Annotated in this window: 11 protein-coding genes and 2 pseudogenes; 2 read left to right on the top strand and 11 right to left on the bottom strand. The window is 59.8% G+C overall.

The window, feature by feature from the left end; genetic code table 11:
* Positions 1–512: 512 nt before the first annotated feature.
* A complete protein-coding gene (locus IQK56_RS26070; protein ID WP_193863566.1) occupies positions 513–1,841 on the top strand; it encodes an OprD family outer membrane porin in 1,329 nt (442 codons plus the stop codon).
* 86 nt (positions 1,842–1,927) lie between these two features.
* Positions 1,928–3,420: pseudogene (locus IQK56_RS26065) on the top strand (sensor domain-containing diguanylate cyclase).
* A 116-nt stretch (positions 3,421–3,536) separates the two neighbouring features.
* Here IQK56_RS26065 and IQK56_RS26060 read toward each other — a convergent pair.
* The 11 genes and pseudogenes from IQK56_RS26060 to murD form a co-directional block, all read right to left on the bottom strand.
* Entirely contained in the window at positions 3,537–4,541 is a 1,005-nt protein-coding gene (locus tag IQK56_RS26060; RefSeq protein ID WP_193863565.1) for a hypothetical protein, read from the bottom strand.
* Positions 4,534–5,007, bottom strand: coding sequence for a CesT family type III secretion system chaperone (locus IQK56_RS26055; protein ID WP_193863564.1), 474 nt, complete (start codon positions 5,005–5,007; stop codon positions 4,534–4,536). Before IQK56_RS26055 ends, IQK56_RS26060 begins: the two co-directional genes overlap by 8 nt.
* 292 nt (positions 5,008–5,299) lie before the next feature.
* Positions 5,300–6,211, bottom strand: coding sequence for a UDP-3-O-acyl-N-acetylglucosamine deacetylase (gene lpxC, locus IQK56_RS26050; protein ID WP_003171886.1), 912 nt, complete (start codon positions 6,209–6,211; stop codon positions 5,300–5,302).
* Between the two features lie 112 nt (positions 6,212–6,323).
* Positions 6,324–7,520 (bottom strand): cell division protein FtsZ, encoded by a 1,197-nt coding sequence (ftsZ, locus tag IQK56_RS26045; protein WP_099584917.1) that lies wholly within the window; start codon positions 7,518–7,520, stop codon positions 6,324–6,326.
* A 74-nt stretch (positions 7,521–7,594) separates the two neighbouring features.
* Positions 7,595–8,857 carry a cell division protein FtsA gene (gene ftsA / locus IQK56_RS26040; protein WP_017738691.1) on the bottom strand — a complete coding sequence of 421 codons (1,263 nt, stop codon included), beginning with the start codon at positions 8,855–8,857 and terminating at the stop codon, positions 7,595–7,597.
* Positions 8,858–8,872: 15 nt separating this feature from the next.
* Positions 8,873–9,742, bottom strand: coding sequence for a cell division protein FtsQ/DivIB (locus tag IQK56_RS26035; RefSeq protein ID WP_122307414.1), 870 nt, complete (start codon positions 9,740–9,742; stop codon positions 8,873–8,875).
* Positions 9,743–9,746: 4 nt separating this feature from the next.
* Positions 9,747–10,703, bottom strand: a complete 957-nt coding sequence (locus IQK56_RS26030) for a D-alanine--D-alanine ligase (RefSeq protein WP_122307413.1) — start codon at positions 10,701–10,703, stop codon at positions 9,747–9,749.
* Positions 10,700–12,145, bottom strand: a complete 1,446-nt coding sequence (gene murC / locus IQK56_RS26025) for a UDP-N-acetylmuramate--L-alanine ligase (protein ID WP_122307412.1) — start codon at positions 12,143–12,145, stop codon at positions 10,700–10,702. The genes IQK56_RS26030 and murC overlap by 4 nt, the downstream gene beginning before the upstream one ends.
* Positions 12,138–13,208, bottom strand: coding sequence for an undecaprenyldiphospho-muramoylpentapeptide beta-N-acetylglucosaminyltransferase (murG, locus tag IQK56_RS26020; RefSeq protein WP_122307411.1), 1,071 nt, complete (start codon positions 13,206–13,208; stop codon positions 12,138–12,140). The genes murC and murG overlap by 8 nt, the downstream gene beginning before the upstream one ends.
* A complete protein-coding gene (gene ftsW / locus IQK56_RS26015) occupies positions 13,198–14,421 on the bottom strand; it encodes a putative lipid II flippase FtsW (protein WP_065924256.1) in 1,224 nt (407 codons plus the stop codon). Before ftsW ends, murG begins: the two co-directional genes overlap by 11 nt.
* Positions 14,418–15,763, bottom strand: a pseudogene (gene murD, locus IQK56_RS26010) (UDP-N-acetylmuramoyl-L-alanine--D-glutamate ligase). Before murD ends, ftsW begins: the two are co-directional and overlap by 4 nt.
* Between the last annotated feature and the right edge of the window lie 5 nt (positions 15,764–15,768).

The raw sequence follows: 15,768 nt of genomic DNA, 5'->3' as shown, positions 1-15,768 counted from the left end.
GGGGGGTAAACCGGCAGGGATGCCGGTTTAGCCGCCCTGCGCCATGGATGGCGCGTGGCGCGCCCCACATCACTGTCGGATTGCGGGCATGCCGAGCCTAGGCGAGGCACCGAGTGGTGGGGCGAGGACCTTTTGGTTACTTTTGGCTGGGCCGGCATTCCGGTCCTTCCAAAAGTGACCCGCTGTAAGAGCGGAACCCTAAGCCGCCGTTACCGCAGCAACGGATATGTACACCACCATCACCACCACCAAACTGTTGCGATTTGGGCAACAGTCATTCTCTTGTTACACTCTATATCGCACCGCCCGCCTGCGTTAATTTGACGCACCGACGAGCGCGACGGCAAAGACACCTAGCCGCTTACCCGAATTTCCCTCGACTTATTTCCAGGGCTCTACACTGGGAATCTGTCTTAAAGCCGCTGATATCAGCGGCTTTTTTTTGCCGTAAAAAAGGCCAGGCACACCCCCACGACATTGGCCGTTTTCGATTGACCAAAGGAGCTTTACCGGTGAAGAACTCGCTGACGCTGACCCCGTTATTCCTCGCGATTGCAGCAATGATCGTCCCCCTTGCCCACGCGGCAGACACTCCCCCCATTGAAGGTTTCATCGAGGGCTCGCACCTCAATATCAACACACGCAACTACTACATGAACCGCGACCGTCGCGATATTCACACCGATGACAGCAAGGAGTGGGGCCAGGGGTTCCTCGGTACGTTCGAATCCGGCTTCACCCAAGGCACGGTCGGCTTCGGCCTGGACGCCCATGCCATGCTCGGCCTCAAGCTCGACGGCGGTGGCGGCACTGACGGCTCCAGCATTCTTCCCTACGGCAGCACTGACGGCAGCGGCAAAGCGCCCGGATCGTTCTCCACGGCCGGTGGCACCTTGAAGATGCGCGCCTTTGATACCGAGTTGAAAGCCGGTGACCTGTTCCTCAACAACCCGGTCATCGCCGGGGGGCAGACCCGGATGCTGCCACAGACCTTCCGTGGCGTAAGCCTGAACAACCACAGCTTCGACGGCTGGATGTTCGAGGGTGGCCAAGCCAGCTTCACCAAGCTCTACAACCAGAGCGGCCACCGGCGCATCGGAACCAGCTACGGCGCCTTGCCGACCAACGCCGACAGCCAGCACATGAACTGGGCTGGTGTGTCGTTCAGCGGTATTCCCGGCCTGACCAGCAACCTGTACGCCTCCGAACTCAAGGACGTGTGGCACCAGTACTACTACGACCTGGACTACACCTACGCGCTCAATGACCTGGTCAGTCTCAATCCGGGCCTGCACTACTACCACACCCAGGACACCGGCCAGTCGTTGCTGGGGGATATCGACAACAACACCTACAGCCTGCATTTCACCGTGGGCGTGGGTCACCACAGCGTCACCGCCGCCTACCAGCGGGTAAACGGCAACACGCCATTCGACTACATCGCCCAGGGCGACAGCGTGTACCTGGACAACTCCCAGCAATACTCGGACTTCAACGGCCCCAACGAGCGCTCGTGGAAGCTTAAGTACGCCTATGACTTCGCCGGCCTCGGCCTGCCCGGCCTGACCTCGGCCGTGTCCTACATCAGCGGCAAGACCGACCTGACCCAGGTCGACCCGCAAAGCCGTGGCTACAGCGCCTGGTACAGCGCCGATGGCAAAGACGCCAAGCACTGGGAACGGGACATCGACGTGAAATACGTGGTGCAGGGCGGCAAGGCCAAGGACCTGGCAATGCGCCTGCAATGGGCGACCAACCGCGGCAGCCACGGCTACTCGGCGGTGGACCGGGATGTGGATGAGTACCGGGTGATCGTCGACTACCCCATCAACGTCTTCTGACCTGCTGATCTTTCTTTACAACTCAGTATTTAATTTTCATCGGGTAGAACTAAACTGCCAGCATTCACACCGCTGAAGTCTGCCCGATGAGTCAACGTCCTGCTCGTACCTCGCCTGCACATCCGGAGTTGTTTTTGATTCTGGGCAGCGGCCTCACCGTCGCCCTGATTGTGATTATCGTCGCGGCGTTGCTGATCCGTGAACACGCCAGCACCCTGCAGGCGGCCAAGCGCTCGACCACCAACATTGCCCAACTGATCAATGCCGATGTGCTGCGCAACGTCGAGTTGTACGACCTGGCGCTCAAAGGCTTGATCGCAGCCAGGCAACGCGAAGACCTGTCGCAGGTGGATGTGAATATCCAGCACCTGGTGCAGTTTGACCTGGCCACGGCGGCGCCTTTCAAGGGCGAAGTCCTGTTGTTGGACGCGGATGGCGCAGTCATCGCAGACTCCTCGACCTTGCACCCCAGCCCGCGTAATTTTGCCAACCGCGACTATTTCCAGGTGCATGCAGAGGATGCCCAGGCCGGCTTGTTCATCAGTCGACCGTTCAAGATCCATTGCGATTGCGACCAGGTCTGGCGCATGGCATTCAGTCGGCGCGTGTCAGGGCCCAACGGTGAGTTCGCCGGCGTCGCGGTGGCAACCATGCGCCTGGCGTATTTCGACCAGTTGTTCAGCACCCTGACCATCGGCAACAGCAGCAGCGTCAATCTGATCAATAAAAAAGGCATTCTGCTGGCCCAGCAGCCGCTGCTCGAACGCGACATGATTGATAAGGACCTGAGCGAGCGGCCGAATTTCAAACGCATGCTGCTCGAAGACAACGGCAGCTTCCAGGCCATCTCCGCCATAAGCGGCAAGGAGCGCCTGTATACCTTTACCAACGTCGGAGAGCTGCCATTGATCGTGGTCGTGGCCCTGTCCAGCGAAGACGTGTTTGCCCCTTGGAAACGCGCTGCGCTACTGACCAGCGGCGCCACCGGCATCCTGTGTATCGGCCTGTTGTGGCTGGCCTGGATGCTGCGTCGTGAACTGCGGCGCCGCTACCGCGCAGAACGGGTGCTGTCAGAACTGGCAGCCACTGACGCCCTCACCGGGCTGCCAACCGCCGCATCCTCGATGAGCGCCTGCGCCTGGAGTGGGACCGCGCACAGCGTTCAACAGAGCAACTGACGTTGCTGATGATCGACGTGGACCACTTCAAGGCGTTCAACGATCGCCATGGGCATCAAGGCGGTGACGAGGCATTGCGCACCGTCGCCCAGGTGATCGGCGACAACATCCGCCGTCCCGCAGACCTGGCGGCACGGTACGGCGGGGAAGAGTTTGCGGTGGTGCTGCCACATACCGATACCAAGGGCGCCCTGGTCATCGCCGAGCACATCCGCAGCAGCGTCGAGCGCCTGCCACGGGTCGCCGGGGATGAACAGCCGATCACCGTGAGCATTGGCTTGAGCACTTGGGACAAACGTAACCGCCTGTCGCTGGAGGCGTTGCTGTTGAGCGCGGACCAGGCGTTGTATGAGGCCAAGCATGCGGGGCGTAATCGGATAATAGATTTCAGCGATCTTTGATAAGGGAATCAGCGATCTTTATCGAATAAGTGGCGAATGATGTATTCGCCACTTCGAACGCGTCGAAGCCGTTCGTATTTCAACACCGTATTGTCCAGGGTCCGTGACGCTCAACCCTATGATTTCTCATCTTTCTTGACGGCAACCTCCCTATAGCTATTTGAGAAAAAGTGCCGTGCGACTTTTATTTCCGGTCGATAAAGGCCGTTCACAAGCTTATTAACTTTTTCCTCATCTACATTGGTAAGCATACGTTTATTTGACGCAGGCGAAAGATTACGTAAATCACGCACAATAGACAGCCCGATACCCGCTTTCATATCGCCCCCGGAAAAAACCGTTTCAAAAGGCTGGAGCCTACGCGTTGAGAGATCTTCGTATTCTTTGCTACTGAGTCCTTCGAGATGCCTGCTCAAGTGAGGCGTTCTTGCAAAACGCATTTCTACCAAACTTAGCCAAGCGGAGTCCCTGAATGCGGGCGCGTCGAATTCGAAGCGAAAGGTACTCCCGCCAAAACGGCTACTCGGTTTTTTGGGTACGACGCCCGCCTCCAGCGCAAAAAACACGAAGTCATCATTGCCCAATAACTTGATATCTTCCTGTGGTGAGTTTTCCGTATTGAAAATAATATTGCGATCAATCAATTTTTTACGCGAAAACAAGGCAACACTGTCGTCGTCTCGTTTCACCGGCGCAGCAGTGCTATGAGTTGCATACAGAGGCGTTTCAAAAAACTCGGTTAAAAACTCCTTTTCCTCTGCCGATAACGCGCCCAATTCCTTGCGTAAATTCGAAAGATTACTTTTTGATAGATCGTCAATATGATTTATTTCTGCCCCGTTTGGAGCAGCTTTCCAAATGGATCCATTCTGCATCATCTTTTCATGCGACTTTCCACTGATAAAACCACGTAGCGCCTTAACCATTTGGCGAGCGGCTACATCTTTATCCAATCCAGGCCCCCTGGCGAAGGAACCAGACCGTGAAATACCAAAATGATGGTTGGAATCACCCAGTGTGACTTGCCGCGCAACACCGTTATTGTCTAACACGCCTGCACTCCGGGATTCAGAGTAACGAGCAGGAACATCCGGCGTATTGATCGGGCTGATACTAGGCATCTTTTACTCCACTGAAACGAACGTCAGTTTGATAGGAGGAGGGTTTTAACGTGGTGGGAACCGACATCGATTGTGCGGCAAACTGGCATGAGCAATTCAGTACCCAGTCAACAAGCGCGTTCATTTTTTCACTCAGCAACGATAGCGAAACGTGTTCATCCGCAATATGACTCATGGCGACCATTGCATCTGATGTCGGATTAAGTCCAATCACGACAGTTTCTTCGTGAACAAAGTCGAATTGAGCCCCAAACAGCAACTTGTGCCAAGCAACCAGTTCCTGGTCATTCATTGCCGGGGAGGTCATTTCGCAGAACAATGTAATGCAGGATTTAACTCGATTATCGTATATCGCCAATCTGAGACCTTCGACCTTCAACTGGCACATCCGAAAACCATCAAACTCCAAATCGGGCAAACCCAGCTTCAACCCAAACGCGCGCAATATATAATCGCCACTTTTCATGCTTTATACTCCGAAAGTCATGGATAACCTTATCAGAGCGTCCCTGCCATACCTCGGAGAAAAAGCTACTACAAAGATTCGTACCCCCCAAAAGGATAAAACCCGACCGCGACAAACAAAAGCAACATCCTACTTTATAACCTCAACCGCCTACTGGAACACTTATCAGGTCTTACAGCGGCGCCAGAAAACCCACAGAACACCAAGACAACTATCACCGTAGCGACGGTTACAGGCAAAAAAAAGGCCACCCGAAGGCAGCCTTTAAAAACTAAAGAAAGAGAGTTGTTACTTACACCGCCGCAACGGGACGCATGTAAGAGATCGGTGCGGTGCTGGCATCTTCGAAGGTCACGACTTCCCAAGCGTCTGTCTGCTCAATCAACTTGCGCAGCAGCTGGTTGTTAAGGGCGTGGCCCGACTTGAAGCCTTTGAACTCGCCTATCAGGCTATTGCCCAGCAGGTAGAGGTCACCGATTGCATCGAGGATCTTGTGCTTCACGAATTCGTCTTCGTAGCGAAGGCCGTCTTCGTTCAGTACACCATCCGCGTCGACCACAATGGCGTTTTCAACGCTGCCGCCGAGTGCGAGGTTGTGCTTGCGCAGGTACTCGATGTCACTCATGAAACCAAAGGTACGGGCGCGGCTGACTTCTTTTACGAACGAAGTGCTGGAAAAATCCACGCTTGCACTTTGGGTGCGGTCACGGAATACCGGGTGATCGAAATCGATCTCAAAGCTCACTTTAAAGCCTTCGAACGGGACGAAGGTGGCGCGCTTGTCGCCGTCTTCTACTGTCACTTCCCGCAGAATGCGTATGAACTTCTTGGCTGCGTCCTGTTCTTCCAGGCCGGCAGATTGAATCAGGAATACGAAGGGTCCAGCGCTGCCATCCATGATAGGGACTTCGGACGCGGAGAGCTCGACGTAGGCGTTATCGATGCCCAGGCCAGCCATGGCCGAGAGCAAGTGCTCCACCGTGTCCACTTTGACGTCACCGTTGACCAGTGTGGTCGACATCGTGGTTTCGCCAACGTTTTCCGCGCGAGCAGGAATCTGCACCACAGGGTCCAGGTCGGCACGAACAAACACGATGCCGGTGTCGACAGGTGCAGGTTTGAGGGTCAGGTATACCTTCTCCCCGGAGTGCAGACCTACACCTGTGGCACGGATAATATTCTTCAGGGTGCGTTGTTTAATCATGGCTTGGACCGCTTGAGCGCAAATTGCGAACTGGTATCAACAAAGGCTGGCGATAATAGCAGACCAGACCTTTGCTGAACACCAATCACCTTCATAGCCCTGATACATTCCATCAATCGGCCTGACGACGCAGGAATGCCGGGATGTCCAGGTAGTCCAGGTCATCTTGCGGATTCGGGCTACGGGACGCCGCAGCACCGGCCTGAGCCTGGTTGCGCATCACGGTCGGACGGTCCAGGTCACGGTAGTTCACCGACGGCATTTCCGGGCGCACAGGCGCTGGAGCTGCAGCCGACTGGCTGGCGTGGCTGGTATGAACGGTGTTGTCGATGACCTTGACAGGTTTCTCGATCTTCGCGCCCAGGCCGGTGGCAACCACAGTCACGTGCAGTTCGTCGCGCATGTCTGGATCGATAACGGTTCCGACTTTGACCATCGCGTGCTCGGAAGCGAAGGCTTCGATGATGCTACCCACGTCGGAGTACTCACCCAGGGACAGGTCAGGACCGGCGGTGATGTTCACCAGGATGCCGCGTGCACCTTGCAGGTTCACGTCTTCCAGCAGCGGGTTGCGGATGGCCGCTTCAGTGGCTTCACGCGCACGGTTCGGACCGCTGGCGCAGCCAGTGCCCATCATCGCCATGCCCATTTCGCTCATGACGGTACGTACGTCGGCAAAGTCGACGTTGATCATGCCTGGACGCTTGATGATGTCGGAGATACCGCGAACGGCACCGGCCAGTACATCGTCAGCCTTGGCGAACGCGGACAGCAGACTTGCGTCCTTGCCCAGGATGGTCAGCAGCTTCTCGTTGGGAATGGTGATCAACGAGTCGACGCTTTCAGACAGCAGACGGATGCCTTCGTCGGCGATCTGCATACGCTTGCGACCTTCGAACGGGAACGGACGGGTCACGACTGCGACCGTCAGAATGCCCATTTCCTTGGCCACTTCGGCAATGATCGGGGCTGCACCGGTACCGGTACCGCCGCCCATGCCGGTGGTGATGAACACCATGTTGGTGCCTTGCAGCACTTCGGCAATACGCTCGCGGTCTTCCAGGGCGGCTTGACGGCCGACTTCCGGATTGGCGCCAGCGCCGAGGCCTTTGGTCACGGCTGTGCCCAATTGCAGGATGGTCCGTGCGCCGATGCTTTTCAGCGCCTGGGCATCAGTGTTGGCGCAGATGAATTCAACGCCTTCAATGTTGCTCTTGACCATATGGTTGACAGCGTTGCCGCCGCCACCGCCGACACCGATCACTTTGATGACCGGACTGGCGGGGATGTTGTCTACGAGTTCGAACATGTTCCCTCTCCTTTCGTTATCTCTAGTTTTTTCGCCTACTGCTTCTTTCTGTGTTGCGGTGTAGCGGTAAATCTTTAGAAATTGCCTTTTACCCAAGCCTGCAACCGCTCGAACAACGGCGCCTTGGCCTCGTCGTCGCTGCGGTAGCTGTCACGGATGCTCGGGCCCGACAGGGAAATGCCGTCGGTCTGCTTTTGCAGTCCGTACAACAGCAAGCCCACACCGGTGGAATAAATCGGGTTGCGCACCACGTCGCCCAGGCCTTTGACGCCATGGGGCACGCCCAGGCGAACCGGCATGTGGAAGATTTCCTCGGCCAGTTCGACCGCGCCTTCCATCTTCGAGGTGCCACCGGTCAGCACGATGCCGGCCGGGATCAAATCTTCGTAGCCACTGCGGCGCAGTTCAGCCTGGATCAGGGTGAACAGCTCGTCGTAGCGCGGCTCGACCACTTCGGCCAAGGCCTGGCGCGACAGTTCGCGTGGTGGACGGTCGCCCACGCTCGGCACCTTGATGGTCTCGCCGGCACCGGCCAGCTTGGCCAGGGCGCAGGCGTAGCGGATCTTGATTTCTTCGGCGTACTGGGTCGGTGTCCGCAACGCCATGGCGATGTCGTTGGTGACCTGGTCGCCCGCAATCGGAATCACGGCGGTGTGACGGATCGCACCCTCGGTGAAGATCGCGATGTCAGTGGTGCCGCCGCCGATGTCCACCAGGCACACGCCCAGTTCTTTTTCGTCGTCGGTCAGTACCGAATACGCGGAAGCAAGCTGCTCCAGAATAATGTCGTCGATTTCCAGGCCGCAGCGGCGCACGCATTTCTCAATGTTCTGTGCAGCGTTGACGGCGCAGGTCACCACGTGGACCTTGGCTTCCAGACGCACGCCCGACATGCCCAGAGGTTCGCGAACGCCTTCCTGGTTATCGATCACGTAATCCTGCGGCAAGGTGTGCAGCACGCGCTGGTCAGCCGGGATCGCTACGGCCTGGGCGGCGTCGAGGACGCGCTCAAGGTCGGCGGCGCTGACTTCGCGGTCGCGGATCGCCACGATGCCGTGGGAGTTCAGGCTGCGGATATGGTTGCCCGCCACGCCAACGAACGCCGAGTGAATCCGGCAACCGGCCATCAGCTGCGCTTCTTCGATAGCACGCTGGATCGACTGCACGGTGGACTCGATGTTCACCACCACGCCCTTCTTCAGGCCCCGGGACGGATGCGTGCCAATACCGACGATCTCGATCACGCCGTCTTCCCCGACCTCGCCCACCAGCGCCACCACCTTGGAGGTGCCGATATCGAGACCGACGATCATTTTGCCGCTTTGCACGTTTGCCATGGGTCCTGCCTCTTCTTAATTCTTCGCGACAGCGGGTTGCGCTGCCGTGGGCGCAGCCGGTTCACGCCAGCCGACGGCAAGGCCGTTGGCGTAACGCAGGTCGACGCTCGCAATGTTCGTAATCTGTTCTTTCAAGGTCTTGTCGTAGATGGCAATGAAGCGGCGCATCTTTTCCACCAAGCGGTCGCGTCCCAGCAACAACTGGATGCCCGGGCCGGAACTGCCTGCCCCGGTCGTCAAAAACCAGCTACCCCGTTCACGCAGTTCCAGGCGTGCAATGGAGAAGCCCATCGGCCGCAGCATCTGGCTCAAGGCCTGGTACTGCTGCATGACTTGCTGCTGCGCCCGCTGCGGTCCGAACAACTGCGGCAGGTGCTCGTAGTTGGCCAACTCACGCGGGGTGAACGCCTGCCCCTGGTTGTTCAACAGCGCCTCTTCACCCCAACGGGCCACGGGCAGTTGCTCTTCCAGGCGGATCGTCACCTGGTCCGGCCAGACGCGGCGGACTTCGGCGTGGGCGATCCACGGCATCTGTTCCAGCTCTGCGCGCATACCGGCCAGGTCGATGGTGAAGAAGCTCGCGGCCAGGTACGGGCTGATACGCTGCTGCACCGCTTGCTGGCTGATGTAGCTCAAATCGCCCTGCACGCTGATCTTGGTGATCGGCCGGTCGGCATACGGCAACAGCCGCTGCGCGCCCTCATAGGTGCCGAAGCCCAACACCACCAGCAACACCGGCCAGAACAACGCCTTGAGGAAACCAAAGTTGGCTTTCGGCAGGCGCGCCGACATCGGCTCTTTAGCCACCATTCGGCTGGCACCCCGTGGCACCGGCTTGCGGCCGGGTGCTGGGGGTTGCTGATGACGAAGCGATGCGCCGTTCATGTGGTTAGCCTCGAACCTCAATGCTTGCTGCCAAAATCGCCAGCACCAACTGCTGGAAATCCAGACCGGCCGCACGCGCAGCCATAGGGACAAGGCTGTGGTCGGTCATGCCCGGTGCCGTGTTGACTTCCAGGAACCAGAAGTTGCCCTGGTCATCCTGCATCACGTCTGCCCGCGCCCAACCGGCGATACCCAGCGCCTCACAGGCCTTCGCCGTGAGGTCCATCAATTCCTGTTCCTTGGCTGCGTCAAGGCCGCATGGGACCCGATACTGGGTATCGGATGCCAGGTACTTGGCGTCGTAGTCGTAAAAGGTGTGGGGCGTGCCCAATGCGATAGGCGGCAATACCTGGCCACGCAGGGTGGCGATGGTGTACTCGGGACCCTGGATCCACTGTTCCACCAACACTTGCGAATCGTAGGTACTTGCCGCTTTCCATGCGTCGATCAATTCGGCGGCCGAGTTCACTTTAGCCATGCCGATACTGGAGCCTTCATGGGCAGGTTTGACGATCAAAGGCAGGCCCAGTTCCTTGGCTGCAGAAATACAATCGTCTTCGCTGCACAGAACGCTGTGACGCGGGGTTGGAATACCCAGGCTGTGCCACACCTGCTTGGTGCGCAACTTGTCCATGGCCAATGCCGACGCGAGGATGCCGCTGCCGGTGTAAGGAATGCCAGCGCATTCCAGCAGGCCCTGCATGCTGCCGTCTTCACCGCCACGGCCGTGAAGAATGATGAAGGCGCGGTCAATCTTCTCGGCCTGCAAACGGGCGAGGAAGTCATCGCCCACGTCGATGCCGAATGCATTCACACCGGCGCTTTGCAGGGCTTCGAGCACGGCATTGCCGGACTTGAGCGACACTTCGCGCTCGGCGCTCTTGCCGCCGAACAATACGGCGACACGACCGAAGTCGGCAGGCGCGAGGGTGGAGAACAGGGCGTCGTAGTGCGTGTTCATTTCGACTTCCCCTGTGCGGCAGCAAACAGAGGGCTGGCGAGCAATTTAGGTGCAAGGCCACCGATATCACCGGCGCCCTGGCACAGCAGGATGTCACCGGCACGCAGCAGCGGTTTGACGATCGGTGCCAGGTCCACACCACGCTCGATGTAGATCGGGTCCAACTGGCCACGCTGACGAATGCTGTTGCACAGCTTGCGGCTGTCGGCGCCCGGGATCGGCTCTTCACCGGCCGGGTAAACCTCCATCAGCAGCAGCACGTTGGCATCGGCCAATACATTGACGAAGTCGTCGTACAGGTCGCGGGTCCGGCTGTAGCGGTGCGGCTGGTAGACCATCACCAGGCGGCGCTCCGGCCAACCACCGCGCACGGCCTTGATCACCGCCGCCACTTCGGTCGGGTGGTGACCGTAGTCGTCCACCAGCATCACGTCGCCGCCTTCTACCGGCAGCTGGCCGTAGACCTGGAAGCGACGGCCCACACCGGCAAAGCGCGACAGGCCTTCGACGATGGCTTCATCGCTGACACCTTCATCGGAGGCGATGCAGATGGTCGCCAGGGAATTCAGCACGTTGTGGTTGCCCGGCATGTTCACCGAAACATCCAGCGGCTCACGCTCAGGACGCAGCACGGTGAAGAAGGTTTGCATGCCTTCCTGGCGCACATTGATTGCGCGCACGTCGGCGTCTTCGCTGAAGCCGTAGGTCACGGTCGGACGCTTGACCAGCGGCAGGATTTCGCGCACGACCGGATCGTCCAGGCACACCACGGCCAACCCGTAGAACGGCAGGTTGTGCAGGAACTCGACGAAGGTTTTCTTCAACTTGTTGAAGTCACCGTCGTAGGTTGCCATGTGGTCTTCGTCGATGTTGGTCACGACGGCCACCAGCGGTTGCAGGTGCAGGAAGCTCGCATCGCTTTCATCGGCTTCGGCGATCAGGTAGCGGCTGGTGCCGAGCTGGGCATTGGTGCCGGCTGCATTCAGGCGGCCACCAATGACGAACGTCGGGTCCAGGCCACCGGCGGCGAACACCGAGGCGATCAGGCTGGTGGTGGTGGTCTTGCCGTGGGTACCGGCGACGGCGATGCCGTGGCGGTAGCGCATCAGCTCCGCGAGCATCTCGGCGCGTGGCACCACCGGAATGCGGCGCTCCAGCGCGGTGGCCACTTCCGGATTGGAGGTGTTCACGGCACTGGACACGACGAGCACGTCAGCCTCGGCGGCGTTCTCGGCGCGGTGGCCGATAAAGATCTGCGCGCCAAACGACTTCAGGCGCTCGGTGACCGGCGACTCTTTCAAGTCCGAGCCGGACACCTGGTAGCCCAGGTTCAGCAGCACTTCGGCAATGCCGCACATGCCCACACCGCCGATGCCGACGAAGTGAATGCGACGGATGCGGCGCATCTCGGGTTGCGGCATGGCTTTCTGATTCTCAACCATGGGCCACCTCCAGGCAGATATCGACCACGGTGCGGGTTGCGTCAGGTTTGGCCAGGCGGCTTGCGGTGCTCGCCATGTTGTTGAGTCGTTCCGGTTGCATCAAAACCTCGGTCAGGCGTGCGGCCAAATCGGCGGCGCCAGTCGTTCTTTGCGGCAGCAGGAAGGCAGCGCCCTCCCCGGCCAAATATTCGGCGTTGCGAGTCTGGTGATCGTCGATGGCGTGGGGCAAAGGCACCAGCAAGGACGGCAGACCGGCGGCGGCCAGTTCACTGACGGTCAGCGCACCAGCGCGGCAGACCACCAGGTCGGCCCAGCCATAGGCTTGGGCCATGTCTTTGATGAAGGGCTGTACGTTCGCCTCGACACCAGCCTCGCGATAACGCGTGGCGGTGATTTCATCGTGGTTCTTGCCGGCCTGGTGGAAGATCTCCGGGCGCAACTCCACAGGGAGTTGCGCCACCGCTTCCGGCAGCAATTTGTTCAACGGCTCTGCGCCCAGGCTTCCACCGAGGATCAGCAGGTGCGCCTTGCGCCCTGCCAGTGCATCGCGGGCGATATCCATAAACAGCTCGGTGCGCACCGGGTTGCCGGTGGTACGGCGTTTATCCGACACACTGAAGGTGTTGGGAAACGCTTCACACACCCGCGCCGCCAACGGCACCAGCAGGCGGTTGGCGGTACCGGCGACGGCGTTCTGCTCGTGCACGATCACCGGCACGCCGGCAAGCCTGGCCGCGACGCCGCCAGGGCCAGTCACATAACCGCCAAACCCCAGCACACACACCGGCTGCAATTCACGAATGACCTTGCGCGCCTGCCACACAGCCTTGAGCAACACGAACGGCGCCTTGAGCAGGGACAACTTGCCCTTGCCACGCAGGCCGGTGACGTTGATCAGATGCAACGGCAAGCCGGCACCCGGTACCAGTTCGTTTTCGATGCCACGGGGCGTTCCCAACCAGTGCACGGTGTAGCCACGGCTCTGGAATTCACGCGCACAGGCCAGGGCCGGGAACACATGGCCCCCGGTGCCGCCCGCCATGATCAGCACATTAGCGCCCATGGGTCGGCTCCTCGGCGAAGTCGCTTTCGCTGAACTCCATCTCTTCGCTGCCCAGGTGGGTTCGACTCTCCCACTCGATGCGCAGCAACAAGCCCAGGCAGGCGCAGCAAATCACCAGGGAACTGCCGCCGTAACTGAGAAACGGCAAGGTCAGGCCCTTGGTCGGCAGCAGGCCGACGTTCACACCGATGTTGATCAGGAACTGGCCGATCCACAGGAACGACAAGCCGTACGCCACGTAAGCGGCGAAATACTGTTTGGCCTTCTCGGCCCACAAGCCGATGTACATGCCACGTACACACACGAACACGAACAGCGCGACGGTGCACAGCGAGCCGACCACGCCCAGTTCTTCGGCGAGTACCGAGAACACGAAGTCGGTGTGGGCTTCCGGCAGGTAGAACTGCTTCTGCACGCTGTTGCCCAGGCCTACGCCCAGCCACTCGCCACGACCGAAGGCGATCAACGCCTGGGTCAACTGATAGCCGGAACCGAACTGGTCGGACCACGGGTCGGTAAAGGTGATCAGACGCGCCATCCGGTAGGGTTGCGCCTGCACCAGGATGGTCACGGCGGCCACGGCCAGCACTACCATCAAACTGAAGCGGAACAGGCCCACGCCCCCGAGGAACAGCATCGCCGCTGCGGCGCCCATCATTACGACGGTGGCGCCGAAGTCGGGCTCCATCAGCAACAGGCCGGCCATGGGCAGCAGCACGATGAATGGCTTGAAGAAGCCCATCCAGCTTTCGCGCACTTCCTTCTGACGACGCACCAGGTAGCCGGCGAGGTAGATCACTACGAACACCTTGGCGATTTCCGACGGTTGCACGTTGAACGCACCGAAGCCGATCCAGCGCATCGAGCCGTTCACCTCGCGGCCGATGCCGGGCAGGATCACCATGATCAGCAAGCCGAACGCGCCGATCAGCATCAACCAACCCAGGCGCTGCCAGGTGGCGATGGGGATCATCATGGTCACGATGCACGCACCCAGACCGATGATCAGGTACACAAGGTGACGGATCATCATGTACAGGGTGTTGCCCGACTGCACGGCAGCCACTTCGGACGACGCCGAGGTGATCATCACCAGGCCCAGGCCCAGCAGCGCGAGGCAACCGGCGAGCATTGGGAAATCGAGGTCGATACCGCGCCCGGTGATAATCGGCGACGGGTACGGCTTGATGATGTTCCTGAAATCAATGCTCATGCCAAGCCCTCCACGGCGCGGGCGAACAACTGGCCGCGCTCTTCGTAGTTCTTGAACATGTCGAAACTGGCGCACGCCGGCGACAACAGCACGGCATCGCCTGCCTGGGCGAGGGCTTTGCACTGGGCAATGGCGTCGTCCAGGGAAGTGGCGCGCACTTGCGGGACGGTGTCGCCGAGGGCGGCGGCGATCACATCGGCATCGCGGCCCATCAGCACCACAGCGCGGCAATGCGCGGCCACGGGAGCCTTGAGGTCTTTGAAATCGGCACCCTTGCCGTCGCCACCGGCGATCAGCACCAGCTTGCCGTCAATATCGGCGCCAAGCCCTTCGATGGCAGCCAGTGCAGCGCCGACGTTGGTGGCTTTGGAGTCGTTGTAATAGCTGACGCCATCAAGGTCACGCACCCACTGGCACCGGTGCTCAAGACCGGCGAAGGCGCTCAGGCTGGCGAGCATCGCGTCAAATGGCAGGCCAACGGCGTGGCCGAGCGCCAATGCCGCCAGGGCATTGGATTGGTTATGGGCGCCACGGATTTTCAGTTCGCGCACCGGCATCAGGTTCTGGAATTCGAAGGCCAGGTATTTCTCGCCATTCTCTTCGCGAATACCAAAGGCCTTGAAGTCGGGTTTGCCCAGGCCGAAGGTCCAGCACGGCATGCCCTCGCCCATCAGCGGGCGGCTCAGGGCATCCTGGCGGTTGACCACAAACTGCTTGGCGCCGCGGAAGATCCGGTGCTTGGCCAAGTGGTACGCCGGCAGGCCACTGTAGCGGTCCATGTGGTCTTCGCTGACGTTGAGCACGGTGGCGACTTCGGCGCCGAGGTCGTGGGTGGTTTCCAGTTGGAAGCTCGACAGTTCCATCACGTACAGCTCGACGTCGTCGCTGAGCAAATCCAGGGCTGGCGTGCCGAGGTTGCCGCCCACGGCCACGCGCTTGCCGGCCGCAATGGCCATCTCGCCGACCAGGGTGGTCACGGTGCTCTTCGCGTTGGAACCGCTGATAGCCACGATCGGCGCCTTCGCGTTACGTGCGAACAGGTCGATATCGCCGGACAGCTTCACGCCGCGGGCGGCAGCCGCTTGCAGGGCCGGGGTCGCCAGGGCCAGGCCGGGGCTCACGTAGAGCTCATCGGCGCGGCACAGAAACTCGACATCCAGCTCGCCACAACGCACTTCCACGTGCGGGTAGTCACGGCGCAGCGTGACCAGCTCCGGTGGATTTTCCCGCGTATCGGCCACGGCAAACGACGTGCCCCGTTCGCCAGGAAGCGAACCAGGGACATGCCGCTCTTGCCGAGACCGACAACGATGCGGAAGTGGTCTGAAGCGATCAGGGACACTCGTT

Source organism: Pseudomonas cyclaminis (assembly GCF_015163715.1).
GTDB classification, from domain to species: domain Bacteria; phylum Pseudomonadota; class Gammaproteobacteria; order Pseudomonadales; family Pseudomonadaceae; genus Aquipseudomonas; species Aquipseudomonas cyclaminis.
Note: the sequence above shows the minus strand (reverse complement) of the source record. Positions and strands in the feature narration are given on the sequence as shown.

Bases quoted from the DNA above. Each gene is read 5' to 3' on its own strand.
- IQK56_RS26060 (WP_193863565.1), bottom strand. From the start codon at position 4,541: ATGCCTAGTATCAGCCCGATCAATACGCCGGATGTTCCTGCTCGTTAC.
- IQK56_RS26055 (WP_193863564.1), bottom strand. From the start codon at position 5,007: ATGAAAAGTGGCGATTATATATTGCGCGCGTTTGGGTTGAAGCTGGGT.
- lpxC (WP_003171886.1), bottom strand. From the start codon at position 6,211: ATGATTAAACAACGCACCCTGAAGAATATTATCCGTGCCACAGGTGTA.
- ftsZ (WP_099584917.1), bottom strand. From the start codon at position 7,520: ATGTTCGAACTCGTAGACAACATCCCCGCCAGTCCGGTCATCAAAGTG.
- ftsA (WP_017738691.1), bottom strand. From the start codon at position 8,857: ATGGCAAACGTGCAAAGCGGCAAAATGATCGTCGGTCTCGATATCGGC.
- IQK56_RS26035 (WP_122307414.1), bottom strand. From the start codon at position 9,742: ATGAACGGCGCATCGCTTCGTCATCAGCAACCCCCAGCACCCGGCCGC.
- IQK56_RS26030 (WP_122307413.1), bottom strand. From the start codon at position 10,703: ATGAACACGCACTACGACGCCCTGTTCTCCACCCTCGCGCCTGCCGAC.
- murC (WP_122307412.1), bottom strand. From the start codon at position 12,145: ATGGTTGAGAATCAGAAAGCCATGCCGCAACCCGAGATGCGCCGCATC.
- murG (WP_122307411.1), bottom strand. From the start codon at position 13,208: ATGGGCGCTAATGTGCTGATCATGGCGGGCGGCACCGGGGGCCATGTG.
- ftsW (WP_065924256.1), bottom strand. From the start codon at position 14,421: ATGAGCATTGATTTCAGGAACATCATCAAGCCGTACCCGTCGCCGATT.